This is a genomic window from Solibacillus sp. NPDC093137 (genome assembly GCF_050280445.1).
Lineage (GTDB): Bacteria > Bacillota > Bacilli > Bacillales_A > Planococcaceae > Solibacillus > Solibacillus isronensis_B.
In genome coordinates, this window is sequence record NZ_JBNNVH010000001.1 from 862,358 (window position 1) to 888,636 (window position 26,279).

The 26,279-nt window shown below is 38.8% G+C and carries 23 protein-coding genes; 17 read left to right on the forward strand and 6 right to left on the reverse strand.

Features of this window, described 5'->3' with window-relative positions:
• Positions 1–68: 68 nt before the first annotated feature.
• Positions 69–806, forward strand: coding sequence for a DUF4362 domain-containing protein (locus ACQKN3_RS04510; RefSeq protein WP_427709713.1), 738 nt, complete (start codon positions 69–71; stop codon positions 804–806).
• 55 nt (positions 807–861) lie between these two features.
• Here ACQKN3_RS04510 and metC read toward each other — a convergent pair whose 3' ends face one another.
• The 3 genes from metC to mscL all read right to left on the reverse strand — a co-directional run bounded on the left by metC (position 862) and on the right by mscL (position 3,713).
• Positions 862–2,025 (reverse strand): cystathionine beta-lyase, encoded by a 1,164-nt coding sequence (gene metC / locus ACQKN3_RS04515; protein WP_251687717.1) that lies wholly within the window; start codon positions 2,023–2,025, stop codon positions 862–864.
• Complete coding sequence (locus tag ACQKN3_RS04520) at positions 2,022–3,137, reverse strand: methionine biosynthesis PLP-dependent protein (protein ID WP_251687719.1); 1,116 nt, start codon at positions 3,135–3,137, stop codon at positions 2,022–2,024. Before ACQKN3_RS04520 ends, metC begins: the two co-directional genes overlap by 4 nt.
• 183 nt (positions 3,138–3,320) lie before the next feature.
• Positions 3,321–3,713 carry a large conductance mechanosensitive channel protein MscL gene (gene mscL, locus ACQKN3_RS04525; RefSeq protein ID WP_427709716.1) on the reverse strand — a complete coding sequence of 131 codons (393 nt, stop codon included), beginning with the start codon at positions 3,711–3,713 and terminating at the stop codon, positions 3,321–3,323.
• 141 nt (positions 3,714–3,854) lie between these two features.
• On the opposite strand from mscL, the gene ACQKN3_RS04530 reads away from it, so the two are divergent.
• Complete coding sequence (locus ACQKN3_RS04530; protein ID WP_427709718.1) at positions 3,855–4,538, forward strand: lytic transglycosylase domain-containing protein; 684 nt, start codon at positions 3,855–3,857, stop codon at positions 4,536–4,538.
• A 58-nt stretch (positions 4,539–4,596) separates the two neighbouring features.
• Here the strand turns inward: ACQKN3_RS04530 and ACQKN3_RS04535 are convergent, their stop codons facing one another.
• Positions 4,597–4,854, reverse strand: coding sequence for a GlsB/YeaQ/YmgE family stress response membrane protein (locus ACQKN3_RS04535; protein ID WP_251687726.1), 258 nt, complete (start codon positions 4,852–4,854; stop codon positions 4,597–4,599).
• A 171-nt stretch (positions 4,855–5,025) separates the two neighbouring features.
• Positions 5,026–5,568: a cysteine hydrolase family protein gene (locus ACQKN3_RS04540; RefSeq protein WP_427709720.1), complete on the reverse strand. Its 543-nt coding sequence runs from the start codon at positions 5,566–5,568 to the stop codon at positions 5,026–5,028.
• A 674-nt stretch (positions 5,569–6,242) separates the two neighbouring features.
• Here ACQKN3_RS04540 and ilvD point away from each other — a divergent pair.
• The 13 genes from ilvD (at position 6,243) to ACQKN3_RS04605 (ending at position 21,399) form a co-directional block, all read left to right on the forward strand.
• Positions 6,243–7,913: a dihydroxy-acid dehydratase gene (gene ilvD, locus ACQKN3_RS04545; RefSeq protein WP_251687729.1), complete on the forward strand. Its 1,671-nt coding sequence runs from the start codon at positions 6,243–6,245 to the stop codon at positions 7,911–7,913.
• A 447-nt stretch (positions 7,914–8,360) separates the two neighbouring features.
• The gene (gene ilvB / locus ACQKN3_RS04550) at positions 8,361–10,106 is read left to right on the forward strand and encodes a biosynthetic-type acetolactate synthase large subunit (protein WP_251687731.1); all 1,746 of its coding nucleotides are present in this window, start codon (positions 8,361–8,363) and stop codon (positions 10,104–10,106) included.
• Complete coding sequence (gene ilvN / locus ACQKN3_RS04555) at positions 10,103–10,618, forward strand: acetolactate synthase small subunit (protein WP_008403681.1); 516 nt, start codon at positions 10,103–10,105, stop codon at positions 10,616–10,618. The genes ilvB and ilvN overlap by 4 nt, the downstream gene beginning before the upstream one ends.
• 228 nt (positions 10,619–10,846) lie before the next feature.
• Positions 10,847–11,860 carry a ketol-acid reductoisomerase gene (gene ilvC, locus ACQKN3_RS04560; protein WP_079526917.1) on the forward strand — a complete coding sequence of 338 codons (1,014 nt, stop codon included), beginning with the start codon at positions 10,847–10,849 and terminating at the stop codon, positions 11,858–11,860.
• Between the two features lies 1 nt (position 11,861).
• Positions 11,862–13,406 (forward strand): 2-isopropylmalate synthase, encoded by a 1,545-nt coding sequence (locus ACQKN3_RS04565; protein WP_251687733.1) that lies wholly within the window; start codon positions 11,862–11,864, stop codon positions 13,404–13,406.
• Between the two features lie 126 nt (positions 13,407–13,532).
• Positions 13,533–14,633: a 3-isopropylmalate dehydrogenase gene (gene leuB / locus ACQKN3_RS04570; RefSeq protein WP_251687735.1), complete on the forward strand. Its 1,101-nt coding sequence runs from the start codon at positions 13,533–13,535 to the stop codon at positions 14,631–14,633.
• A gap of 70 nt (positions 14,634–14,703) precedes the next feature.
• Positions 14,704–16,113 (forward strand): 3-isopropylmalate dehydratase large subunit, encoded by a 1,410-nt coding sequence (gene leuC / locus ACQKN3_RS04575; protein ID WP_427709725.1) that lies wholly within the window; start codon positions 14,704–14,706, stop codon positions 16,111–16,113.
• Positions 16,114–16,125: 12 nt separating this feature from the next.
• Complete coding sequence (gene leuD, locus ACQKN3_RS04580) at positions 16,126–16,716, forward strand: 3-isopropylmalate dehydratase small subunit (protein ID WP_427709727.1); 591 nt, start codon at positions 16,126–16,128, stop codon at positions 16,714–16,716.
• Between the two features lie 123 nt (positions 16,717–16,839).
• Entirely contained in the window at positions 16,840–17,406 is a 567-nt protein-coding gene (locus ACQKN3_RS04585; RefSeq protein WP_427709729.1) for an ABC transporter substrate-binding protein, read from the forward strand.
• Between the two features lie 80 nt (positions 17,407–17,486).
• On the forward strand, positions 17,487–17,615 hold the full coding sequence (locus tag ACQKN3_RS04590; RefSeq protein ID WP_427709731.1) for a hypothetical protein: 129 nt from the start codon (positions 17,487–17,489) through the stop codon (positions 17,613–17,615).
• A 226-nt stretch (positions 17,616–17,841) separates the two neighbouring features.
• Complete coding sequence (locus ACQKN3_RS04595; protein ID WP_427709733.1) at positions 17,842–19,185, forward strand: spore germination protein; 1,344 nt, start codon at positions 17,842–17,844, stop codon at positions 19,183–19,185.
• A complete protein-coding gene (locus ACQKN3_RS04600) occupies positions 19,182–20,297 on the forward strand; it encodes a GerAB/ArcD/ProY family transporter (RefSeq protein ID WP_427709735.1) in 1,116 nt (371 codons plus the stop codon). Before ACQKN3_RS04595 ends, ACQKN3_RS04600 begins: the two co-directional genes overlap by 4 nt.
• On the forward strand, positions 20,272–21,399 hold the full coding sequence (locus tag ACQKN3_RS04605; RefSeq protein ID WP_251687746.1) for a Ger(x)C family spore germination protein: 1,128 nt from the start codon (positions 20,272–20,274) through the stop codon (positions 21,397–21,399). The genes ACQKN3_RS04600 and ACQKN3_RS04605 overlap by 26 nt, the downstream gene beginning before the upstream one ends.
• Before the next feature lie 52 nt (positions 21,400–21,451).
• Here ACQKN3_RS04605 and ACQKN3_RS04610 read toward each other — a convergent pair whose 3' ends face one another.
• Positions 21,452–23,188: a dipeptide ABC transporter ATP-binding protein gene (locus ACQKN3_RS04610; RefSeq protein WP_427709737.1), complete on the reverse strand. Its 1,737-nt coding sequence runs from the start codon at positions 23,186–23,188 to the stop codon at positions 21,452–21,454.
• Positions 23,189–23,358: 170 nt separating this feature from the next.
• On the opposite strand from ACQKN3_RS04610, the gene ACQKN3_RS04615 reads away from it, so the two are divergent.
• Positions 23,359–24,756 (forward strand): ABC transporter permease, encoded by a 1,398-nt coding sequence (locus tag ACQKN3_RS04615; protein WP_251687749.1) that lies wholly within the window; start codon positions 23,359–23,361, stop codon positions 24,754–24,756.
• 14 nt (positions 24,757–24,770) lie between these two features.
• Positions 24,771–26,267: an ABC transporter permease gene (locus ACQKN3_RS04620; protein ID WP_427709739.1), complete on the forward strand. Its 1,497-nt coding sequence runs from the start codon at positions 24,771–24,773 to the stop codon at positions 26,265–26,267.
• Positions 26,268–26,279 lie beyond the last annotated feature (12 nt).

Sequence of the window (26,279 nt, forward strand, 5' to 3'; positions counted from 1 at the left end):
ACGTCTATTAATAATAGAATTCAAAAATTGTTCTGTATAAAAAATAATCAGTTAGAGGTGGGGATTTATTGAAGGGATTACTCGCATTTGGCTTGCTGCTTCTATTAGTCGGATGTAATGATAATGGGCAGCTATCAGAAACGCTTGAATGGGCCGTCATTAACGTTAAAAACTCAGCTGCCGAAGAAATAATAATACACGATCCAAAAGAACTGGAAGAAATCAGTAGTTATTTATCGAAAGTAGATTGGCAGCCGAATACTGAAGCTAAAATGGCAACGCATGAAGATCTTCTTTTAAGTCTATTTATTGAAGTTGAACAAAACATGCCCGAACGTATTAACGAATATCAAATCTGGTTTGAAGAAGACAACTCGATGACTATAATGAGCAATTTTAAATCAGAGGGGTTTGGTAAATTAAAAGGGAAATTCGGAAAACCTTTTAAAGATTTGCTTCAACAAAACATAATGGGGAAGAATCGTGTAATTGATCAACATGGTCAGGTGGAAAATTTGGAGTTATTCCATCAGTTTTTAAAAGCTACCGACGAAAACAAACAAACATCATTGGAGATGACGCGCTATACGATTGAGGGGGCACCAATTTACTGGAAAGTTGATTTTCAAGAAGGGCAATATAAAATCGAAGTCGATAATCGAGAAGATAATTTTGGAAGTAAAAATATTGAAAATTATACATGTGATAAATTAAGTAAAGATGTTACAGGTTCTTTAACTGATTATAATTTTAAATCATGTGAAGGAGGCTTTGAAATCAATTTATTATCGGTAATAAGTGAATAAGCACATAACAAAAGGCCGACAAAATCCGTATCAGGAAATTATGTCGGCCTTCAAACTATTTAATTTTACTGGCGATTTCCAATGCCTGTGTAAAATCTTCTATCAGATCATCTTCATTTTCCAATCCGACTGAAAAGCGCAGCAAACCATCAGTAATTCCGCGTTTTGCACGTTCTTCGGGCTCCATCGCTGCATGACTCATTTTGGCAGGGTACGATAAAATTGATTCAACACCACCAAGACTAACCGCAAATACCGGAATTTTCATCGCTTCGACAAAAGCTTTTGCAATCTCATAATTCGGTAAACTAAACGATAAGACCGCACCCGCTGAAGTTGCCTGTGCTGCATGAATTTCAAACCCCGGGTGAGTAGGGAGTCCAGGATAATAGACTTTTTCCACTAACGGATGTGCATGTAAAAATTGTGCGATGCGCATTGCAACACGTGATTCCTCGTTAAAACGTACAGCCGTCGTCTTCATATTTTGAATTAATGTGTAGCAATCCTGCACACCTAGTACAGAACCGAATGAATTTTGAACGAAATATATTTCATTGCCCAGCGCTTCATCTTTTGTTACTACAAGGCCCGCTACTATATCGGAATGTCCTGATAAAAACTTCGTTGCGGAATGAATCACAACATCGACACCTAATTCGAGCGGTTTTTGATGTAGCGGTGTCATGAACGTATTATCTAAAAACGTGAGTGCACCGTGTTGTTTTGCAATTTCAACTACTTCACGAATATCCGTGATGCCTAATGTAGGATTCGAAGGTGTTTCCATATAAATTAATTTCGTTTCAGGACGTACAGCTGCTTTTACTGCTTCAGTATCTGTAAAGTCCACAAATGTATGGGTAATCCCGTAGCGCGGCAATACTTTTGTAACGAAACGGTACGTACCACCGTAAACATCTTCGGTAATGACAATATGGTCGCCTGCAGATAAAATCATAAAGCAAGCTGATACAGCTGCCATACCAGTTGCAAATGCAAAACCTCGATTACCGCCTTCAAGTTCGGCAATCGCTTTTTCCAATGCGGCACGTGTCGGGTTTCCCGAACGAGCATAATCATATTCACCAAATTCATCGATCGATTCCTGATGGAAAGTCGATGATAAATACATTGGTACGTTCACAGCACCTTTTTTATCGGCATAGCCTTCACGGATCGCCCCATGAACTAATGCTGTTTCAATGCGGTTTGTCATGCAAATTCACCTCGTAACGAATCGAAAACTTGCTTTAAGTCAGCGATTAAATCTTCTGCTTCTTCAATACCTACCGAGAATCGGAGTAATCGGTCACAAACACCTCGTGCAACACGTTCATCATATGGCATATCGGCATGTGTTTGAGTAGCAGGATAAGTAATAAAGCTCTCAACGCCGCCAAGACTTTCTGCAAATGTGATCAGTTTGATACCTTTTAAAAACGGGTTGACCATTGACGAATCTTTGACACGGAAAGACAGCATACCGCCTTTTCCTGTATACAGTACATCTGTCACGAGAGGTTCATCGGCTAAGTATTTCGCCACTTTTTTTGCATTCGCATCATGCTGTTTTAAACGTAAATGCAATGTTTTCAGTCCGCGAATGAGCAACCATGAATCCATCGGCGAAAGCACCATACCAATCCCGTTATGGTAGAATGCTAACTTTTCACATAATTCAGCACCCTTTGCTACGACTAGACCTGCCAATACATCATTATGTCCGCCAATATATTTTGTTGCACTATGTAAAACAATATGTGCACCTAATTCAAGAGGACGCTGGAAATAAGGAGTATAGAATGTATTGTCAACAATTAGCAATAAGTTGTGTTTTTCCGCCAAAGCCGCATATTCCACAAGGTCGATTTCCTGCATTAACGGATTTGTCGGAGTTTCGATAAACAATGCTTTCGTATTTTCATTGATTAACCTTTCAACTTCTTCAACATTAGTAAACGGATTATAAACCGGTTTAATATTATAGTTTTCCGCAAATGTTTTGAATAGACGATATGTTCCGCCATATAAATCTTCCGGAACGATTAATTCATCGTTAGGTTTAAATAATGACATGACAAGTTGTACTGCCGCCATTCCGGAACTGCAGGCAAATCCAGCATCGCCGTTTTCCAGCTCTGCGATTCCTTGTTCAAGGATTGTACGAGTTGGATTTTTTGTACGTGTATAATCATAGCCTGTCGATTCACCAATGCCCGTATGCTGATATGCTGTCGACATATAGATCGGCGGGTTGATCGCACCTGTTTTGGCATCACTTAAATTTCCGAGCTGTACTAATTTTGTTTCAATTGAACGTTGTGACATGAATACACTTCCTTACATGAATTTACTAAACATTTCGAATGAATCGAGTATTACATCAATTTATCATGAACAGATCAAAGGGACAATAGGAGAAACGAGTATTAAGTAGAATAGGGGATTAATTGAATTAAAATATAAAAAATCCTAGAATACATTTGATTTGTAAACTAGGATTAGATATTTTTATTTAGATTGCTCTTTTTTTAATAAATCACGGATTTCTTTCAGCAGTTCTTCTTTAGCATCCAGTTCCGGTGTCGGTTCTTCGGCAACTTGTGCTTCTTTTTTACGGTTCAGTTTCGTCAGTAATCGTAAAGCCATAAAAATAGCAAATGCGATAATAATGAAATCGATAATCGATTGAACGAATACGCCTAGCGCAACTTGTGCTTCACCTGGTCCAAACTTCCATTCGTTTGTCAGATCAATTCCGCCTGTAAGCATACCGACAAGTGGCATAATAATATTTTCAACCAATGATGTAACAATTTTACCGAATGCTGCACCAATAACAACTGCAACCGCTAAATCGATAACATTGCCCTTCATCGCAAATTCTTTAAAATCTTTCCACATAATATAAAACTCCTTTTATCTTTTTTAAACAAAGTTTAATTTTATACATTGATATTCTAATTTTCAACAGTGAAAATTACCTGCTTTTTTAGTAGAATGAAAGTTAACAACATTATTTCGTTTTAAAGATTGGTGGCTTATATGGCAAAAAGCAAGAAAAAGAACCCTTTACTCTCTCCAAAAACTAAAATAGTATTAATTATTTTGCTTATCCCCATCACTTTAATAGTTTATATTGTCGCTTATTTCAGCTGGCAGCAACTCCGTGGTTGGCCATTTACTGATAAAACAGTGTACCAGCAAATTCAGGAACAATTTGATTTGGAAATTCCAATCGAATATATCCCTGTTTACGTCGCAGCCGAACAGAAATACGGTGTTCCATGGACGCTTTTGGCAGCACATCACCGCGTAGAAACCCGTTTTTCCACAATGAAAACACTTATTTCACCGGTTGGCGCAGAAGGACACTTTCAGTTTATGCCTTGTACATTTGTCGGCTGGCAACATCCTTCCTGCAAAGATTTAGGGCTGGGGGACATCCCGGATCATGATAAAACGAATCCAGCGATCATAAAAAAATATGGGGGGTATGGGGTAGATGCGAATGGCGACGGTATAGCAGATCCATTTGATATAGAAGATGCCGTATTCAGTGCAGCCAAATTTTTATCCATTGCCGGTGTAAATGATGGGCAATTGAAAAAAGCGATTTTTCAGTATAATCATAGTGATGATTATGTGGAAGACATTTTATACTACTATAAGCTGTACCGGGATTACGGCAATCAGTTGAAACAAATTGCTCTTGAAGGGGACAAATAAAAAAAAGTGTGACGTAATGTCACACTTTTTGCTGATTATTCCAGATGCAGATTTCCAATTAAGTCGCTTTACGCATAGAGCGCATGATAAAGCTTACGATAAAGATTAAAACAATGGCACCGATTAATGCGGGGAATACATAGAAATCTGAAACTTTCCAGCCCCAGTTACCTAAAATCATGCTACCAATCCATGATCCGACAATACCTGCAATAATGTTACCGATAATGCCACCAGGTACATCCTTACCTAAAATGACACCCGCTAACCAACCTAAAATACCTCCGATAATTAAAAACCAAATGAAACTCATCATACTTTCCAACTCCTTTGTTTAAAATTATTGAATAATAATTGCATCTAGTTATTTATTTCCTATCAGGCAAAAGGTTAAACATTTTTTTAGCTGGAAGTTTTTAAGCAGATCCGGAAATTATGGAAGTAAAATTACTTTATATTGAATAGTAATTAGGTAATGTATTTAATTTTATATAATTGATGCACCTAAACATGATTTAAAATGACCAAGTGCCCATTTATGACCGATTTCATTAAAACTCGCAACGGCATGTTCAGGAATCGTAATTTTATAGCCTAAATTATAGCTGTCCACTGCGGTATGCAAAATGCAAATATCAGTACATACTCCAACAAGTATAACTTCCTCCACATTGCGTTCACGAAGTAAAATATCCAAATTCGTCCCTGCAAAAGCACTATAACGGGTTTTATCAAATGAAATGACGCGATCTTTGTATGTTTCATATTGATCTTTTACTGAACCATAAAGTTCACGACCTTTAGTTCCTACAATATTATGGGCCGGAAATAATTTTGATTCTGGATGATATGGATCGTTTTCCACATGTAAATCGTTAGCGAATACGACAACATCATTTTGTTCAATAAACTGTTCTATTAAAGTGCTAATATTATTTTCTATTGCCTGTCCCGGTTTACCGCAAGTCAGTTTTCCATCATCCGCTACAAAATCATACGTGTAATCAATTACAATTAAAGCTTTTTTCATCTGTATTTCACTCCTTATTAGTTGTAACGTTATTATGCCATGGTTAATGAAAAAATGTAGGTAAAACAATTAATTAAACATTCTAAATATTTTGATTTTTAATGTTTGATGATGTATAGTTAGGTTATCAAATAAATGGGGTGATTAATATGGATATGGCAATAAAGAAGAAGCTGGACCGTCAAGGGTTAATTTTTGTAGGAATCCACAGTTTAATCATTTTGAATTTTGCTATTGAATTATTATTACTCTAATAGATTACGATACTTAATAGAATCTAGCCTGAATAGGTGCTAGGTTCTTTTTTATGGAGAAAAAGATTCGGACTCAATAATTATGTACAAAAAATTTTAAAAATTCAATTTTTATAAAAAGTGTGACGAAAGAGTAAAAAAGCAACATCAATAAGGATGAAAGCGATTGCATTAAATTCAGACTTTTTGAATTGTATAAAAAATTCAAAAAATAGTGTTGACGTTCTAGTTCATTTCGTACTATGATAACAACAATTTAGTACACCACATCACTCAAGCGACATTTTGATGTGAGCTTGCAAGGTGTAAAACATTCGATACTTTCTGATTATAAAATTTCGAATATTCGAAATTTATATGAAAAATCGAACATATAAAAATACAGCTAGAGTAAAAGCATTACGTTGAGGGGCGTTTAAAATGAGAAGTGATATGATTAAAATGGGAGTGGACCGAGCTCCACACCGTAGTCTTTTATACGCTACAGGTAAAGTAAAGGCGAGAGATTTAGAAAAGCCATTTATCGGTGTATGTAATTCTTATATTGATATTATTCCAGGCCATGTCCATTTGCGAGAATTCGCGGACGTAGTAAAAGAGGCCATTATTGAAGCAGGCGGAATTCCATTCGAATTCAATACAATTGGAGTCGATGACGGAATTGCAATGGGTCATATAGGGATGCGCTATTCATTACCATCACGTGAGATTATTGCCGATTCAGCTGAAACGGTAATTAACGCACACTGGTTTGACGGAGTGTTCTACATACCAAACTGTGACAAAATTACACCAGGTATGTTAATGGCAGCTGTTCGTACAAATGTTCCTTCAGTATTCGTATCAGGAGGACCAATGGAAGCAGGTACTTCTTCTTCAGGTAAAACATTATCATTAACGAGTGTTTTTGAAGGGGTCGGTGCACATAAGGCAGGTACGATGACGGCTGAAGAGCTCCTTGATATCGAGAACAATGCATGTCCAACATGCGGATCTTGTTCGGGAATGTTCACAGCTAACTCAATGAACTGTTTAATGGAAATGCTAGGATTAGCATTACCGGGTAACGGTACAATCGTTGCAACAAGCGAAAAACGTAAAGAACTGATTTACGAAGCAGCGAAACATTTAGTACGCATGATTAAAGAAGATGTAAAACCACGCGACATTGTTACAAAAGAAGCGATTGATGATGCTTTTGCTCTTGATATGGCAATGGGCGGTTCTACAAATACAGTGCTTCATACACTGGCAATCGCCAATGAAGCAGAAATTGACTACAACATTGAAGATATTAATAAAGTAGCAGAACGTGTTCCTTACATTGCAAAAATTATGCCGGCATCGGACATTTCGATGGATGACATTGCAAAAGCTGGCGGTGTTCAGGCGATTATTAATGAATTAACAAAAATTCCAGGGGCAATTCACCCTGACAGACCAACAATCGCAGGAGTTTCAATGCGAGAGCTTGTGAAAGACTATGAAATTACGAATGATCGTGTCATTCGCACAAAAGATAATCCATATAGTGCTGTAGGCGGACTTTCCGTATTATTCGGAAATATTGCCCCTGAAGGCTCGGTAATTAAGGTCGGTGCGGTTGATCCTTCTATTAAAACCTTTACAGGCGAAGCGATTGTATTCGAATCACAGGAAGAAGCACAGCAGGCAATCGATGACGGCGTAGTACGTGAAGGACATGTAGTTGTCATTCGCTATGAAGGTCCAAAAGGCGGGCCAGGTATGCCGGAAATGCTGGCACCAACTTCTGCGATTCAAGGGCGCGGGCTAGGAACGAAAGTCGCACTCATTACAGATGGCCGTTTCTCAGGTGCATCACGCGGCATTTCAATCGGCCATATTTCTCCGGAAGCGGCTGAAGGCGGTCCGATCGCATTAGTCGAAAATGGCGATACAATTATTATTGATTTGCCAAGCAGAACAATTAATTTACAAGTTTCCGACGAACTTCTTGCAGAGCGTCGTCAAAACTTAAAACCATTTGAACCAAAAATTAAGCGCGGCTGGTTGGCACGTTACTCTGCATTAGTAACAAATGCTTCCCAAGGCGGCGTAATGAAAATATAATCTGAATATATTAAAACGTTGATGAGGTTAAAGGATATAGAGTCTTGTATTTACCAGAGAGCCGGTAGTGGTGGAAGCCGGCGATACAACTATATCCGACATCCCCTCGGAGTGAGCTGTTAAACGCATTCGCTATTAGATAGCTCCGGGCATATTCGAATTGCTCGTTATTAATGAACCGTGCTCTTTGTTTAGTTGCACAAATTTCCTAATGGGAATTTTGAAATAAAGAGGCTCAGGCGGTTCGCGAGGTAACTAGGTGGACACTGTTTCTTATAGAAGCACATGTTCATCGATGTTATAAATGAGGGTGGTACCATGAAAAGTCTTTTTCATCCCTACGTAAGAGGTTTTCTTTTGCGTGCGGAGAACAAGGCTTTTTCTTTTTATCAAATTTTAAAAAATGACTTCATATATAAAGTTTTGAAAAAGGAAGGAGAAATTACTATGAGTGCAAACGTTTCAGTAAATCAAGAAATCGAAAAGCCCGAAGAACAACAAGTAACAAAACCGAGAGACGGTGCGGATATTTTAGTGCAGGCACTGCATGAACAAGATGTTGATATTATTTTCGGTTATCCGGGTGGGGCAGTTTTACAAATTTACGATGCTCTTTACCGTAACCCGATTCGTCACATTCTGACACGCCACGAACAAGGTGCGATTCATGCGGCAGAAGGATATGCACGTGTTATGAATAAACCAGGTGTAGTAATTGCAACATCAGGACCGGGAGCGACAAACCTCGTTACAGGTATTGCCGATGCGATGATTGACTCGATTCCGTTAGTTATTTTTACAGGGCAGGTTGCGACATCCGTAATCGGTACAGATGCTTTCCAGGAAGCGGACATTATGGGAATTACAACACCGATCACAAAACATAACTATCAGGTGCAGGACGTAGCGGATATCCCTCGTATCGTAAAAGAGGCATTCCATATTGCCAACACAGGACGTAAAGGACCGGTTGTCATTGACTTCCCGAAAAATATCTCACAAACAGTGTTCCTGGATGAAATTAAAGCTCCGGAAGATATTTATTTACCGGGTTATCAACCGACAACAAAACCGAATTATCTTCAAATCCAAAAGGCAATTCAAGCATTAAGTTTAGCTAAAAAACCTTTAGTGCTAGCAGGTGCCGGTGTATTATTCGCAGATGCACGTGAACAATTGACAGAATTTATTGAAAAATATAATTTACCGGTTATTAATACATTGCTTGGTTTAGGCAGCATTCACGGACAGCACAAACAATTCTATGGAATGGCTGGGATGCACGGATATGCAACGGCAAATGACGCGATTACAAAATGCGACTTATTAATTAATATCGGTGCACGTTTTGATGACCGATTAACAGGAAATTTAGCAACATTCGCACCGAACGCTACGATCATCCATATCGATATCGATCCGGCAGAAATCGGAAAAAATGTACCAACTGATATTCCGATTGTTGCGGATGCAAAAGAAGCACTATTTGCACTGTTGAAAAAAGACTTCCAAGGACCGGATACGACAGAATGGATCCATTACTTAAATGATAGCCGTGATAAATATCCGCTTTGGTATGAAGATGCAGGAGAAGAAGTATTACCGCAGCAAGCAATTGAGATCCTTCATAAATTGACGGACGGAGAAGCGATTATCACAACGGATGTTGGACAGCATCAAATGTGGGCAGCCCAATACTATCATTTAAATAATCCGCATAACTGGGTAACATCAGGCGGTTTAGGAACGATGGGCTTCGGTTTCCCGGCAGCGATCGGTGCACAGTTTGCGAAACCTGAGAAGAAAGTTATTTCGATTGTAGGAGATGCAGGCTTCCAAATGACAAATCAAGAGCTTGCATTACTCAAAGAATTTAACTTGCCAGTAAAAGTAGTAATCCTTAACAACAGCTGTTTAGGAATGGTACGTCAATGGCAGGAAACATTCTATGATGAGCGTTATTCACAAAGTTTAATGCCTATCCAGCCGGACTTCGTAAAACTTGCCGATGCATATGGCATTAAAGGCTACCGGATTGACAATATATCTGAAGCGGAAGCGATCTTTGACGAAGCGATCAATTCAGACGAACCGGTTGTTATTGATTGCCGAGTGAAGCAACTTGTGAGCGTATTCCCAATGGTTGCGCCTGGTAAAGGGTTACATGAAATGATTGGAGTGATGAAGCCATGAAGCGAGTGCTGACAGTAACAGTAATTAACCAAAGCGGCGTATTGAACCGAGTGACTGGCTTATTAATGAAACGTCAGTTCAATATTGAATCGATTACAGTAGGTCATACGGAGCAGCCTAATTTTTCGAAAATGACGTTCATCGTCCATGTTGAAGATGAAAATAAAATCGAACAATTAATCAAACAGCTTTCGAAACAAATTGATGTATTAAAAGTAAATGATATTACTGAAAAAGCAATCGTTCTTCGTGAGCTGGCGCTTATTAAAGTAGTTTCACCGCCAAACTTGCGCCTGGAAATGAATGCAATCGTTGAGCCATTCCGTCCGCAAGTTGTCGATACATCAAAAAATGTCGTGACATATGAAGTAGTTGGTCACCCGGAAAAGATCGATGCATTTATCGAGTTACTTCGTCCATATGGCATTAAAGAGTTAACACGTACAGGTGCAACAGCAGCTATCCGTGAAGCACAAAAAATCGAAAGCCCGCAATTATCGATTTTAAAATAAGCAAACGGCCAATTTTATGTCAAAGATGGATACGTTGTATGTAGTGGAGGTGGCGACTCCTAGGGGATAAGCACGAGGGAGAGACTTTAGGCTCGAGCCGTGCCCCTGGAAAGCGTCCACCGCAACGGAATACAACATTACTCAATTGGTTTTAAACAGGGTGGAGGATGTCATCTGAAGCCCGAATTACAAAATAAAAAAACATTCAATTAATTGGAGGAAATGAAAATGTCAAAAATGTATTATGAAAACGAAATTAACGAGCAAGTATTACAAGGGAAAAAAATCGCGATCATCGGTTATGGTTCACAAGGCCATGCTCATGCGCTTAACTTAAAAGAATCAGGTTTTGATGTAGTAGTAGGTATCCGTCCAGGTAAATCATATGACGCTGCAAAAGAAGATGGCGTAGAAGTTAAATCAGTAGCAGAAGCAGCAGCAGAAGCAGATGTAATCCAAATCCTACTTCCGGATGAGCGTCAAAAAGCAGTATACGAAGCTGAAATCGCACCACATTTAACACCAGGTAAAGCATTAATGTTCGCACACGGTTTCAACGTACACTTCGGTCAAATTCAACCACCAGCAGATGTAGACGTATTCCTAGTAGCTCCAAAAGGCCCAGGTCACTTAGTGCGTCGTCAATTCACTGAAGGCGCTGGCGTACCAGGATTATTCGCAATCCACCAAGATGCGACAGGTCAAGCTCGTGATTTAGCTCTTGCATACGGTAAAGGAATCGGTTCAGCACGTGGCGGATTACTTGAAACTACATTTGCTGAAGAAACAGTTACTGACCTATTCGGTGAGCAAGCAGTACTTTGCGGTGGTACAACTGAACTTGTTAAAGCAGGTTTCGAAACATTAGTAGAAGCAGGTTACCAACCAGAATTAGCTTACTTTGAAACATTACATGAACTTAAATTAATCGTTGACTTAATGTTCGAAGGTGGTATGGCAACAATGCGCTACTCAATTTCTGATACAGCAGAGTGGGGCGATTATGTTTCAGGCCCACGTATTATCGACGCATCAGTTAAAGCTCGTATGAAAGACGTATTAACTGATATCCAAGATGGTACATTTGCGAAACGCTGGATCGCTGAAAACGAAAATGGTCGTCCTGAATATACAAAATTCAAAGAAGCTGGCGCAAACCACCAAATCGAAGAAGTTGGCGAAAAATTACGTGCTATGATGCCATTCATCAACCAAGGAAAACAAAAGGTAACAGTGAAATAATATGAGAAAAATTGACATTTTTGATACAACATTGCGCGACGGAGAACAATCGGCTGGTATTAATTTAAATACAGCAGAGAAAGTAGAAATCGCAAAACAACTAGAGCGTTTAGGTGTCACAATCATTGAGGCGGGATTCCCTGCCTCATCTCCAGGTGACTTGGAGGCGGTATCGTTAATCGCAAAAACAGTGAAGAATTCAATCGTCACAGGTTTAGCACGTGCTGTGAAAAGCGATATCGATGCAGTTTGGGAAGCAATTCGCCATGCTGAGCAGCCACATGTTCATACATTTATCGCAACAAGTCCGATTCATATGGAATATAAGCTTAAAAAAAACCCAGATGAAGTAATTGAGCAAGCTGTTACTGCGGTAAAGTATGCAAAAGAAAAATTCTCGCTTGTAGAATTTTCTGCAGAAGATGGTTTCCGTTCAGACAAAGAATTTTTAGTTCGTATTTGCCAGGAAGTTATTAAAGCTGGTGCAACAACGATTAATATTCCAGATACAGTTGGTTACGCATCACCGGAAGAATACGGCGCTTTATTCCGTTATTTACGTGAAAACGTAATCGGTGCAGAAAAAATTAAATTCTCTGCCCATTGTCATGACGATTTAGGAATGGCAGTTGCAAATTCATTGGCAGCCATCGAAAATGGTGCAGACCAAGTAGAATGTACGATTAACGGTCTAGGTGAACGTGCAGGAAATGCCGCATTGGAAGAAATCGGTGTTGCTCTACATATTCGTAATGACTTCTACGGTGTTGAAACTGGCTTGAACTTAAAAGAAATTAAACGTACATCACAGATGGTTAGCCGTTTAACAAATGTAGTCATTCAACCGAACAAAGCGGTTGTCGGTAAAAATGCATTCGCACATGAATCGGGTATTCACCAGGATGGTGTACTTAAAAATCCTGAGACATACGAAATCATTTCACCGGCACTGATCGGTGAAGACGATATCCCATTAGTTTTAGGAAAACATTCAGGCCGCGCAGCATTCCGTGACCGTGCTGAAACAATGGGCTTCCAGCTGTCTGATGAAAAACTGAACAAAGCTTTCGCTGAGTTCAAAAAATTAGCGGACCGCAAAAAAGAAGTGACAGAAGAAGATTTAACAACGATTTTAACTGAGCAGCAAGTTTCAATAGAAGATGTTCCGTTATTTGAACTTAAATCCGTTCAAGTTCAATATGGTACAGAAAATATTCCAACAGCTACTGCATCAGTTATGACTCCTGAAGGTGAGTTAAAAACAATCGCATCAACAGGGTCAGGTTCAGTCGAAGCCATTTTTAATACACTTGAACAGCTTGTTGGAGGTAAAGTCAATATTTTGGACTACCGAGTACAATCAGTCGGTAAAGGACGCGATGCACTTGGAGAAGCGGTCATTAATTTGAAATATAACGACTATACATCAACAGGACGTGATTCAGCACAAGATGTGTTGGAAGCAAGCGCAAAAGCGTATTTAAATGCAGTAAACAGACAATTGATCCAACAGCAAATACGCGATAAACAGGCAATTACAGTTTAACAGAATAATAAGGTTGTTCCCGTAAAGGAATACAACTTTAAGCTCTTTATATTAACAATAGCGCCATCTTAATCGGTGGCGCTTCTACATCAAGTTACTTCACGTAGAAAGAAAGGTGTTTTACAAATGGAAAAGAAAATTACAGTACTACCAGGTGACGGCATTGGTCCAGAGGTTGTTGCAAGTGCAGTAAAAGTATTACAAGTAATCGGGAAACGTTTTAACCATACATTTCATTTAAACTATGCGGCAATCGGCGGAGCTGCAATTGATCAGTACAATAATCCATTACCGGAAGAGACAATTGCGATGTGTGAAGCAAGTGATGCCATTTTATTAGGTGCAGTAGGTGGTCCGAAATGGGATAACAACCCGCCAGCATTGCGTCCGGAAAAAGGTTTACTAAAAATCCGCAAGCACTTTGATTTATTTGCGAATTTACGTCCTGTGAAAGCATTCCCAAGTTTACTTGCATCTTCTCCATTAAAGCGTGAAGTTGCGGAAAATGTAGACTTAATGATCGTCCGTGAATTAACAGGAGGGCTATACTTCGGAGAGCCACGTAAAAAAACAGATGCAGGTGCTATTGATACATGTGTGTATTCCCGTGAAGAGATCGAACGTATTGTCGAAAATGCATTCGAATTAGCACGTTTACGCCGAGGAAAACTTTGCTCGGTAGATAAAGCAAATGTACTGGATACATCCCGTTTATGGCGTGAAATTGTAGAAGAAAAGAAAAAGCAGTACCCAGATGTAGAAACAGAACACAACTTAGTTGACTCAGTGGCTATGAAACTGATTACTAACCCTGGTCAATATGATGTCATCGTTACAGAAAACTTATTCGGCGACATTTTAAGTGATGAAGCTTCTGTTATTACGGGTTCACTTGGTGTATTACCTTCTGCATCAATTCGCGGCGATAATTTTGGGCTTTATGAGCCTGTACATGGTTCAGCTCCTGAAATCGCAGGCCAAGGTGTTGCGAATCCGGCAGCAACCATTCTTTCAGTAGCAATGATGCTTCAATATTCATTCGGCTTAAAAGAAGAAGCTGCAGAAATCGAGCGTGCTGTTGCAGCCGTATTCGAAGATGGCTACTACACAGCCGATTTAGCTCAGGAACATACACGTACATTGTCAACAGAAGAATGGACAGAAAAAGTACTAAACGAAATCGATGCAAGCTTCGTATCAGACAGCATTATGATTTCATATAACTAATAATTCAGATAAAAAGAAAAGTAGTTGGTTTTTAATCAACACTATATATGGTTAAGGAACGGTGAGAACTATGGGGAAAAATATTATTGAAAAAGTGTGGGAACAGCATGTCGTACATCGTGAAGAAGGAAAACCGGACTTACTTTATATCGACCTGCATTTAATTCATGAAGTTACAAGTCCTCAAGCATTCGAAGGACTACGCCTGGCAGGACGGAAAGTGCGTCGTACAGATCTATCGTTCGCAACAATGGATCATAACGTACCTACAAAAAACCTGCCGACGATTAACGATCCAATCGCAAAAAAACAAATTATGACACTTGCTGAAAATGCAAAAGAATTCGGTATCGAACTAGCGGATATCGGTCATCCGGATCAAGGGATTGTTCACGTAATTGGACCGGAATTAGGTCTTACACAGCCTGGTAAAACAATTGTTTGCGGTGATTCACATACAGCAACTCACGGTGCATTCGGTGCAATCGCATTCGGAATCGGTACATCGGAAGTAGAGCATGTACTTTCGACACAAACATTATGGCAATTAAAACCGCCGACAATGGAAATCCGTGTTAGCGGTGAACTTGGTATTGGGGTAACAGCTAAAGACATCATTTTAGCCATCATTGCAAAATGGGGAATCGGTGTCGGTACAGGACATATCGTAGAGTATACAGGTGAAGCAATCCGCAAGCTTTCTATGGAAGAGCGTATGACAATCTGTAATATGTCAATTGAAGCAGGAGCAAAAGCAGGCCTGATTTCACCGGATGATACGACAGTTGAATTTTTACGCGGTCGCCGTCATGTTCCTCAAGGTGAAAAATTTGAGGAAGCGGCAAAATACTGGTTAAGTCTTGCTTCTGATGCGGATGCAACATATGATGTTGTCCTTGAAATTGATGCTCAGGATATTGAACCGATTGTAACATGGGGTACAAATCCAGCGATGGGTGTCGGCGTTTCGAAAACAGTTCCTACTGCTGCTGATTATGACAATGAAACTGATAGATCCGCTTTAAACAAAGCACTGAAGTATATGGATTTACAAGAAGGCCAAAAAATTACAGATATTGAAATTCAACATGTATTTATCGGATCTTGTACGAACTCCCGTATTAACGACTTACGTGCAGCCGCTGAAATTGTAAAAGGTGAAAAGCTTGCACCGGGGGTTAAAGGGATTGTTGTTCCTGGTTCTTGGTCGACAAAACGCCAGGCAGAAGAAGAGGGTCTACATCAAATTTTCCTTGATGCTGGCTTTGAATGGCGTGAATCAGGCTGTTCTGCTTGCTTAGGGATGAATGAAGATGTAATTCCAGCGGGTGAACGATGTGCTTCTACATCTAACCGTAACTTTGAAGGACGTCAAGGTGCAGGTGCACGCACACATCTTGTATCACCGGCGATGGCAGCAGCAGCTGCAATTCACGGACGTTTTGTCGATGTTCGTAAGCTACAAAAGCAGGAAGCATAAGGAGAGATCAGCATGAAACCGATTAATATTGTAAATAGTATCTATGCACCACTTGATCGTAAAAACGTCGATACAGACCAGATTATTTCGAAGGAATTTTTAAAGCGAATCGAACGTACAGGATTCGGACAATTCGTATTCTATCACTGGCGTTTTGATGAAAACGGCAATCCAATCGAGGATTTCGTATTAAATAAACCGGAATATAAAAACGCTGAAATTTTAGTGGCACAAGATAACTTTGGCTGTGGTTCGTCTCGTGAACACGCTCCATGGGCTATCCTTGATTACGGATTCCGAGTTGTCATCGCACCAAGTTTTGCGGATATCTTCCATAATAACTGCTTCAAAAACGGTATTTTACCGATTAAATTAACGGAAAACGAATGTGATGAAATTTTAGAAAAAGGTTTAGCAGAAGCACAGGCAATTGAAGTTAATTTAGAACAGCAAACAGTTACTACAGGTTACGGCAAAACGTATTCATTTGAAATCGATCCATATTATAAACAAATGTTATTAAATGGATGGGATGAAATTTCTCTTACATTCCAGTATGAAGAGCAAATTGCAGCATACGAGAAAAACCGAGTAGCATACTAATCTACAAGCCTCTTACTTTGGGTTCACCCTTAGCAAGAGGCTTTGTCTTATTTTACCGGTTGTTGTGGCAATTTTCCGATGCTATAATTTTCTTCAAATTGTTTAAGTATCGGGAGTGTATCAATGAAAAATGTATGGATTTGGATAGGCATAATATTTATCATTGGATTTATTATTAGCTACTGGATGTTTATCGTTGGAGCAGTTGTATTGTATTATGCGGTTAAAAAAATCATAAAATTTTCTAAAGAGAAAAAGAAACAAAGAATTTCAGAAGCCGAACAACTGAAAATTAACGAAAATCAGTCCACTATTGAATATAAAATGGAAAGACTGCTTACTTTGACGAATAATACGGATCCGAATAGTTTTAAGCGTCAGCAATATAAAAATAAGCAACAGCTGGACTTAAGGGATTACTGGTATAAATATTTGGATTTGCGAGCGAAGCTTATTTTGAACGATACGCCAACTTACCGCGAAGAAGAAGTATTGCATATTATGTGCGATGAACTGCTAATCCGAATGGATAACTTGGAAATCGAAGTAACAGATGCGGTGAAAAAGGAATTTATCGAAGAAAATTTAACACCATTGCTAATAGATGTAGTGGAAATTATGGAAGATATCAGCCCAGTTAAAACAATTAATATGGATGCATACCGCTTATTAAAAGCAAGTAAACAATAAATTGGCAAGAGGTTGAAACAGTAGAAATAGAAATACTGTGGATAGAATTTAAAATTGATTGGAATGGAGGGCGAGTGTTCGTGCTGACGGTATCACCTTTCGCACTGTTAAAATACCAGCTGACGGCTACGCCTTTCGCTACAAGCAAAGCCTCCAGCGGGAATAGCAAAATTTATTTTGCGACGAAAGCGAAGCGTCAGGAGCACTGACGCCTGAGACGTTCGTGTAAGGCCACACCCGCGGAAAGCGTCCCGGAATGGAAATCAATTTTAATGCTCAGAAAAAAAGCTATTTTTCTCTCAGAGAAGAATAGCTTTTTTGGGGTTATGTATGAACCTCTTTTAGTTGTATCTTAACCAAATTTAACCTTTCCTGAATATTATTTCTCATATTGGACATTCTATAAAAAAGTTTAGCTGAGATTGGAGAAATACTATGTCTTCGGAAGAGAACATTAAGTGGATTAATGAACAATTCAAAGATACAAATGAATTAACGATGAAGACGCTGGAAGATGAAAACAAGAAAGCCGAGCTATTTTACATAAAGCCGCTTATCGATGTGGGATTGCTTCAACAAATTGTGATCAAACCTTATTTTGAAATGCAATCAGAAACGAAATACATTCGATATTTAAAAGCCTTGCCCCAATTTCAGGACAGTAAGTCGCAGGAGCAGCTGAAAACTGAAGTGCTTAACGGCAATGTGGTCCTTTTCATACAGAATAAGTTTTATTTGCTGGACCTGAAATTTTCTTTCAATGATCAGACGAATACAGCATCAGTTGAAACAACAATTCATGGTTCACAGCTGGCACTTAGCGACAATATTGCGACCAATATTAATATTATTCGATCCGATTACCATCAGCCGACATTGTATGTTGAATATTCCACGATTGGAGAAGTAAACAATCATAAACTGGCTATCATTTATGACAAAGAAAAAGTAAATAAAAATGCCCTAAACATTATCACGGAAAAACTGCAGCAAGTAGATAAGCAGGTCATTACATCAACAGTTCAGCTAAGTAACTATATCAACAATAAAAAGTATTCGTTATTTCCACAATTAATTATGACAGAGCGGCCGGACAGGATTGTCTATAACTTGGCTGGAGGCAAAGTAATATTATTAGTGGACGGTAACCCGCAAGCATTGATTGCCCCTGTATATTTCTTCGATTTCATGACATCGATGGAGGATAATTACCATTCGTTTTATATATCGTTTTTCCTTAAATTCCTTCGTTATACCGGGCTATTTATTAGTCTCCTTTTACCGGGCTTATATATCGGTATTACTTCATTTGCACCGGAAGTTTTCCGAACCGAACTTGCTCTGACAATTGCAGGAAGCCGTATTGGGGTTCCGTTTTCTTCATTTGTAGAAGTATTGTTCATGCTGTTTTTTATGGAAATGCTGCTGGAAGCGAGTATTCGGCTGCCGAAAACTATCAGTGCAACGGCTACTACCGTTGGGGGTTTAATTTTAGGGACGGCTGTAACAGAAGCATCACTTGCATCGGATATTATGGTTATTATTGTGTCGGCGGTAGCAATATCAACTTTTGTTATTCCGATCAATGAAATGGCATTTACCATACGCGTAATTCGCTTCTTTTTCATCCTTGCAGCAACATTACTCGGCTTGGCGGGACTAACGTTAGCGCTTTACGCGATGATTATGTATTTAGTGAGTATCGACAGCTTTGGTGAACCGTATCTGAAATTTAACGAAAAGAAGACAAGTAAAACGAAGGCAGGGGAGAAAATATGAGCAGGTTTTATTACTATTTAATTAGCATTAATATGGTTGCGAACATTATTGCGTCTGTACCTGCTATACTTCTCCATTATCATAATGATGGTGCTATCATTTCCATGCTCCTATCGATAGCTGCAGGGGTACTTCTTGTCACTCTATATACAAAGTTTTTTCTAAAGTATCCAGGTAAAACTTTACCTGAACTGCTGGAAAAGACTACTTCCAAATGGTTTTACCTGCCTTTCGTTTTTCTACTTGCTGTATTATGGTTTGTAGCCGGGCTTATTACACTAATAACATTTACATTCTTACTAATTCGCTATTTAAGTCCCGAAATGCCGATTATTCTAATTTGCCTGACGCTTATATTATCGGTAATTTTTGGCAGTATCTTAAAAACAGACCGTATAATGTACACCGTTGAGATGATTATGATTATAACAAGTCCTTTAATACTTTTCATATTTTTTAAAGCATACAGCAGCAAAAGCTTGAATTGGGATTTTGTTAGGGAAGCGGCTTTATATATTAATCAATTACCAAACTGGCATTCATTTTCTGCTTGCTTTTTTTTATTTTTGGGTGCTGCCAATCTATTTATATTCAATCGATTTTTTACGGATAAACAGAAGTTTGGCTTTAGACAGATTATGTTTATCGTTTTAATATCGATCGGGACTTTATTTACAACGTATTTCATACCGATAGGCTTTAATGGATTTGAAGGAATTAATGATTTAGTCTATCCGTGGATATCGACGACTGATTCGATCAGGATGGATTATTTTATTATTGAACGTGTGTTATTCATGTTTTTACTGTTTTATTTAGGGATTGCTTTTTTAAGCATACTTATTCACTGGCATGCGGCAGTAGAGTTTTTGAAATTTATATTTAAGCTGGAAAAAATTAAATACAAAGATAAAGTTATCGGGATTTTTTTGCCGCTTCCTATTTTTGTTGCCATCTCTTTATACTTTGTAACCGTATTAACTGAATATCAGCTTTTTCAGTATTCGAGTTATTTTTATGATGTTTTGGTTTTTATTTTTCCAGGCATGATCCTATTGTTTACTTACATTAACAGGAGGATGAAAAATGAAGAGTCTTCCCCGGAAAATTAAAGGAACGATTCTGTTGTTTGTTGTACTAGGAAGTGTTCTATTATCGGGCTGCGCATTTAAAGACATTGATAAAAGTGTATTTGTTGCAATGATCGCATTGGATGTTTCTGATGATGAGGAGAAACCGTACAAAGTTACATTGAAGTTATATGAACCGACCGGATCTTTTAATGAGGCAACAGAACCTCAGTATTCCTATTTATCGGAAAATGGAGAAACTCTTTCAGAAGCAATTCGTATGATGGAATCCTATTCAGATAAGGAGCTTGAATTTGGTCATTCAAAGCTAATTATTCTCGGTGAGGAATTAGTAAAAGATAATAAAAATAAGGAGATTTTGGACTTTTTACTGCGCAGACCTGATATACAGATGATTTCCTGGATAGCAGTCGGGCGTCCTAATGCAGAAGAAATTATTAAAATGATTCCGCAGGGGGAATCGGCGGCCTATCCGGAATTGTTTAACTACTTTGACAGTAATGGTACGACAACACCTTATATTGTGACGACACACTTATTTGAATTCAGAAGAAATATAAAAGAAAGTGGAATCGATAGTGTTCTGCCGATCATTGAAATAAATCAGGAAGATCAGCATTTCGAAGTTAACAAATCCCTATTGCTTGCATTGAATAAAGAGCCATTAGAATTGGATTCTTTAGATACATCGATTTATAATATGCTTTCAAGAAGTGTAAAACACGCGAATTTACTTATTAAAGAGGACGGAGATCATTTCATTGCCAATATCGATACGGTCAAATCGAAATATCATGTAGATATTAAAAATCCGTCTGAAATCCAACTTGCTATTAATATTAGTTTATACGGCTCGATAGCAGAATCTCATAAACCAATGATAAATAAAGATCTTCCACGGTATAATGAGGAATTGAAGAAGGAATCGGAAGAGAAATTTACGGCATTTATAACGAAGATGAAAAAAAATGGCTACGATCCTTTAGGTTTCGGCATCGATTACAAAGCAAAGGTTTTGCATAATCGGCGCATGACCGATGAAGAATGGATGGAGGCCTATAAAAAAGCTAAAGTCAACTTAACTGTTAAGCCAGGAATAAAAAGTACCGGATCAATCCAATAAGCAATAGGTATAAAAAAAGACTTCAAATCGATTGTTTGAAGTCTTTTTACTGTTAAATAGCTACCCAGTGGCCTTTTGTAACTTCAACAAGCTCTGTGTTTTCTACATCGAACCGGTTTGCTGCCAGTTCCTCGTCTGTCATAACATGACGTTTTTTCTGTTTTTCGATAGCCGGATCCGGAATGGGAATCGAGTCTAGCAACATTTTCGTATAAGGATGCTGCGGATTGGCATACAGCTCTTCACTTTCTGCCAGCTCAACAATTTTTCCCCCATACATAACAGCTACACGATCACTAATATGCTTCACCATCGACAAATCATGTGCAATAAATAAATACGTTAAACCTAGTCGCTGCTGCAAATCTTTTAATAAATCCACGACTTGTTTTTGAATGGATACATCAAGCGCGGATAATGGTTCATCACAAACGATAAATTGTGGTTCCACAGCAAGTGCACGTGCAATTCCAATTCGTTGGCGCTGACCGCCGCTGAACTCATGCGGATAGCGAAGTGCATGCTCCTTATTCAAACCAACAAGCTCTAACAATTCTTCCACTCTTGCCCGGCGTGCTTCCTTGGAAGGGGACAGTTTATGGACATCCAATGCTTCCCCAATAATATCCAGTATTTTTTTTCTCAGGTTTAAACTTGAATATGGATCCTGGAAAATAATTTGCATATGACGTCGCATACTTTTCAGTTCATTTTTCGTTAAGCGACTAACGGGTACACCTTTGTAAAGAACTTCACCGTCTGTTGGCTCATGCAACTGCAATAACGTACGTCCGGTTGTTGATTTTCCGGAACCTGATTCACCAACAAGCCCTAATGTTTCACCCGGGAAAATTTGGAACGATAAGTCGTTCACAGCTTTTAATACATTGCCTTTTGCTAATTCAAAATGTTTGGATATATTTTTAACTTCGACTAACGGCACATTAATATTCAAGTCAGGCGACAAGTTGGGCAGTTCTTTTGGCTGTTTCGGTTCATGAAGCTTAGGCAAAGCGTTTAATAGTCGTTTTGTATAAGGATGCTGCGGATTGGCAAAAATCTCTTCCGTTGTACCTTGTTCGACGACCTCGCCTTCCTTCATAACAACAACCCGGTCGCACATTCCCGCTACGACACCTAAATCATGAGTTATCAATATAATAGACGTACCAAATCGCTGTTGCATATCCTTCATCAAAGATAAAATTTGTGCTTGGATTGTTACGTCAAGCGCTGTTGTCGGTTCATCGGCAATAAGAAGGGAAGGATTACATGCTAATGCCATTGCTATCATAACGCGTTGTCGCATTCCGCCACTGAATTCATGGGGGTATTGGTTATAACGTTCTTCGCTATTTTTTATTCCGACTAATTTTAGTAGTTCAATTGTTTTTATATACGCTTCTTTTTTTGAAAGTCCTTGATGCTTTATGATACCTTCCGCAATTTGGTCTCCAATACGAATAGTAGGGTTTGTTGAGGTCATCGGGTCCTGAAAGATCATACTAATGTCTTTTCCGCGGATTGCTTCCATTTGGTTTTCCGTTTGGGTAATTAAATTTTTTCCTTGGAATTCAATCGTTCCATCCTTTAAAAACGAAGGAGGGGAAGGAAGTAAACGCATAATTGAACGGGCCGTTACACTTTTACCACTACCGGATTCTCCTACAATTCCGACTGTTTCACCTTCATTTACATGAAAACTTACGCCTTTAACGGCTTCGAATTCCTGCTCGCCAGTTATAAAAGATACACGTAAATCCTTTACTTGAAGCAACTTTTTACTCATAAAATGCTCATCCTTTAATAAAAATAAAATAATTTCATTGACTTCTGAATGTTCGTTCTACATAATACATTACTATACAGGTAGGGATTATACAATATTAAAAGTGTGAAGATTCTTTACACCTTTTTAATGGTGGGAAGAATTGGTAAGAAAGGAGCTGCTTTAGTTACATGCAGCATTTATTTTTTGAAAGCTTTCAAAAAAATGCTTCGAAAAAAAGTTATTATTTTGCTTTCGTGCTGCTCGGTCTGCTCGTACACATTTTTACAATTCCGTTCTATTTAGTAAATCGATCTAAATCAACGTATGCGGAAAAAGCTATGAATGTGAAGAGACAATTAATAGAAGACGAGAAAGTATTCGAATGGCATAAGCAATATGAAGTAGAGGAACGGACAAAAGCTCAGTTTTTCAATCAAAAGGTCGATGAGCAAACGATCACTCTAACGGCGAAAGCGCTTGCTCAGCAAAAGTTGGATAGGGAAGTTGAAAAAAGACTTGCGTTAAATGGAGTAGTGGAAAACTCCTACAAAAATTATTTTAGTACACTATTAAAACGTCCCAACTTTTTACTGATTACGATAATTCCCGGTATTTTGATGTATGTTTTACTACTCATTACGAGTAATCCATTTGCTCGCTTTATTTTTGAGCGCTTATTACAAAGTGTGTTCGTTATCATTGGGGTGGCGACACTCGTGTTTACGATTTTGTATATTTCACCGTTTGATCCCGCCCGCAATTTGCTTGGGGTGGAGGCAACTCCTGCACAAGTCGAAAACTTTAACAAGCTATACGGGTTGGATCAGCCTTATTTAGTGCAGCTTTGGCATTCACTGTCAGGCCTGTTCACATTCGATCTAGGAACATCTTTTGCCGGAAAGGAAGATGTCACGCAAAGCATATTAAACAAATTTCCGGTAACACTTGAAATCGCAATGTTTTCATTACTGATGGCGATTGCCATTGCAATTCCGGTCGGTATTGTTTCGGCAGTACGTCCGAATTCATTTATCGATTATGTATTTATGTTAATCGCATTGATCGGTTTATCGATTCCAAGTTTCTGGCAAGGGTTGATTTTTATTTTAACGTTTTCGCTTGAATTAAAATGGTTCCCGGCAACGTATAATCCGAGCAATTGGATGTCGCTCGTTCTGCCGATTGTTGTACTGGGAACATCGATCACTGCATCGATAGCCCGTATGACCAGATCAAGTATGCTGGAAGTAATCCATGAAGATTATATTATTACAGCGAAAGCAAAAGGGTTAAGTGAACGGAAAGTAATTACTAAGCATGCAATCCGTAATGCGATGATTCCGATTATTACAGTTATTGGACTGTTGTTTGGCGGAATGCTCGGCGGTGCGGCAGTAACAGAGAAAGTATTTAATATTAGCGGTATAGGAAGTTATATTGTCGACAAGCAGTTTATTCCGGATATTCCGGCAATTTTGGGTGGAGTTGTTTATATTGCAATCACCATTTCCATTGTGAACATGCTGATCGATATTTTATACGCTTTCTTTGACCCGAGAATTCGTTCGAAAATGAAAAAATCTTAGGAGAGGGTAACGACGTGAAATTTATATCAGACGTAAAACTGCTGTTGAAAATAACACAAGAGTATGTAAATGCACAGTTTACCATTGCTTTTTCTGCGATTTTTTCATTGCTGTTTTTACTTTATAGTTTTAATTTTTCAGAAGGTGTATGGCGGCCTTATGTAGTTGTATTTTTTGCGATTTATATTGGTACAACAATATATGTATGGCTTACATCACTGCTTATTAAGAAGGATTTAGCAAAGCACAGGGAACTGACAAAGCGTACACGCCTACTTGGTATCCCGTTGATACTTACGATTTTTGTCGGGAATGTATTTGCTGCTGGATTCGGTTTTATGCTCGCATCGAAAAACAAAACGGCAGAATATACTTTTGCTGTTTATGCTTTTATGACGCAAATATTCATTATCCTGATTTCGGGATTAAATTTGTTCAAACCATATGTAGTGGATACATTTGTTCTTGCAATGGGCGCATTTATCCTACTGGCATTGCTGTATTTAGCAGTGGCTGTGTTAATCGCGAAGTTTGTAACAATTGATACAGCGCCGAAATGGATGCTGCCGCTTGGAATAGTACTGCTTATCCCAACATTGACAGGCAATTTCTTCTCGCTGTTACTCGGTATTACGTTAATTCGTAAAGCAAGAAATGCAGATCCGTCCGCAGTAGAGAAATGGCAAATTACATGGAATAAGATCCTGCGTAATACGATGGCAGTATTTGGCCTGTTTTTCATCGTTTTCATGTTCAGTTTATCTGTTGTCAGCTCATGGACATTCGATTATGACTTTGCGGTTGAAAACAATTATGCGGTATTGCTGCAAACACCGACACTTGAATATCCATTAGGTACAGATAATTTCGGCAGGGATTTATTTTCCCGCATTGTGTTCGGTGCGCAAATTTCATTAATAGTTGGTTTTTGTGCAACAATCATCCCGGCAATAATTGGCGGGGCGCTCGGTGCGATTTCCGGCTATTACGGAAAAAATACCGACAATATTATTATGCGTGCATTGGATATTTTATATGCGATTCCAGGAATTCTGCTGGCAATTGCAATCATTGCCGCATTTGGCGCGAATACGACAAACTTGATTATCGCATTAAGTGTGGGTGCCATTCCGACCTATGCGCGGACGATGCGTGCGAATGTTCTGCAGATTTCAAACTATGAATTTGTTGAGTCCGCCCGCGCATTAGGGGCAAATGACCGTTCGATTATTTTCAAGCATATTGTTCCAAATGCGTTGGCGCCTATGATTGTCAAAGCAACATTAACAATCGGAGGAGCTGTTATTTCAACTAGTAGTTTAAGCTTCCTCGGATTAGGTATCGAACCACATATACCGGAGTGGGGCAATATTTTGAAAGTTGGAAGTACGTATTTAGAATCACATTCATATTTAGCGATTTTCCCGGGGCTATGTATTATGCTGCTTGTTTTATCGTTTAACTTTTTCGGCGATGGACTGCGTGACGCATTGGACCCAAAATCTAATTAACTTTATGGAGGA

Coding starts and splice junctions, on each gene's coding strand:
- metC (WP_251687717.1), bottom strand. CDS start 2,025: ATGACAAACCGCATTGAAACAGCATTAGTTCATGGGGCGATCCGTGAA.
- ACQKN3_RS04520 (WP_251687719.1), bottom strand. CDS start 3,137: ATGTCACAACGTTCAATTGAAACAAAATTAGTACAGCTCGGAAATTTA.
- mscL (WP_427709716.1), bottom strand. CDS start 3,713: ATGTGGAAAGATTTTAAAGAATTTGCGATGAAGGGCAATGTTATCGAT.
- ACQKN3_RS04530 (WP_427709718.1), top strand. CDS start 3,855: ATGGCAAAAAGCAAGAAAAAGAACCCTTTACTCTCTCCAAAAACTAAA.
- ACQKN3_RS04535 (WP_251687726.1), bottom strand. CDS start 4,854: ATGATGAGTTTCATTTGGTTTTTAATTATCGGAGGTATTTTAGGTTGG.
- ACQKN3_RS04540 (WP_427709720.1), bottom strand. CDS start 5,568: ATGAAAAAAGCTTTAATTGTAATTGATTACACGTATGATTTTGTAGCG.
- ilvD (WP_251687729.1), top strand. CDS start 6,243: ATGAGAAGTGATATGATTAAAATGGGAGTGGACCGAGCTCCACACCGT.
- ilvB (WP_251687731.1), top strand. CDS start 8,361: ATGAGTGCAAACGTTTCAGTAAATCAAGAAATCGAAAAGCCCGAAGAA.
- ilvN (WP_008403681.1), top strand. CDS start 10,103: ATGAAGCGAGTGCTGACAGTAACAGTAATTAACCAAAGCGGCGTATTG.
- ilvC (WP_079526917.1), top strand. CDS start 10,847: ATGTCAAAAATGTATTATGAAAACGAAATTAACGAGCAAGTATTACAA.
- ACQKN3_RS04565 (WP_251687733.1), top strand. CDS start 11,862: ATGAGAAAAATTGACATTTTTGATACAACATTGCGCGACGGAGAACAA.
- leuB (WP_251687735.1), top strand. CDS start 13,533: ATGGAAAAGAAAATTACAGTACTACCAGGTGACGGCATTGGTCCAGAG.
- leuC (WP_427709725.1), top strand. CDS start 14,704: ATGGGGAAAAATATTATTGAAAAAGTGTGGGAACAGCATGTCGTACAT.
- leuD (WP_427709727.1), top strand. CDS start 16,126: ATGAAACCGATTAATATTGTAAATAGTATCTATGCACCACTTGATCGT.
- ACQKN3_RS04585 (WP_427709729.1), top strand. CDS start 16,840: ATGAAAAATGTATGGATTTGGATAGGCATAATATTTATCATTGGATTT.
- ACQKN3_RS04595 (WP_427709733.1), top strand. CDS start 17,842: ATGTCTTCGGAAGAGAACATTAAGTGGATTAATGAACAATTCAAAGAT.
- ACQKN3_RS04600 (WP_427709735.1), top strand. CDS start 19,182: ATGAGCAGGTTTTATTACTATTTAATTAGCATTAATATGGTTGCGAAC.
- ACQKN3_RS04605 (WP_251687746.1), top strand. CDS start 20,272: ATGAAGAGTCTTCCCCGGAAAATTAAAGGAACGATTCTGTTGTTTGTT.
- ACQKN3_RS04610 (WP_427709737.1), bottom strand. CDS start 23,188: ATGAGTAAAAAGTTGCTTCAAGTAAAGGATTTACGTGTATCTTTTATA.
- ACQKN3_RS04615 (WP_251687749.1), top strand. CDS start 23,359: ATGCAGCATTTATTTTTTGAAAGCTTTCAAAAAAATGCTTCGAAAAAA.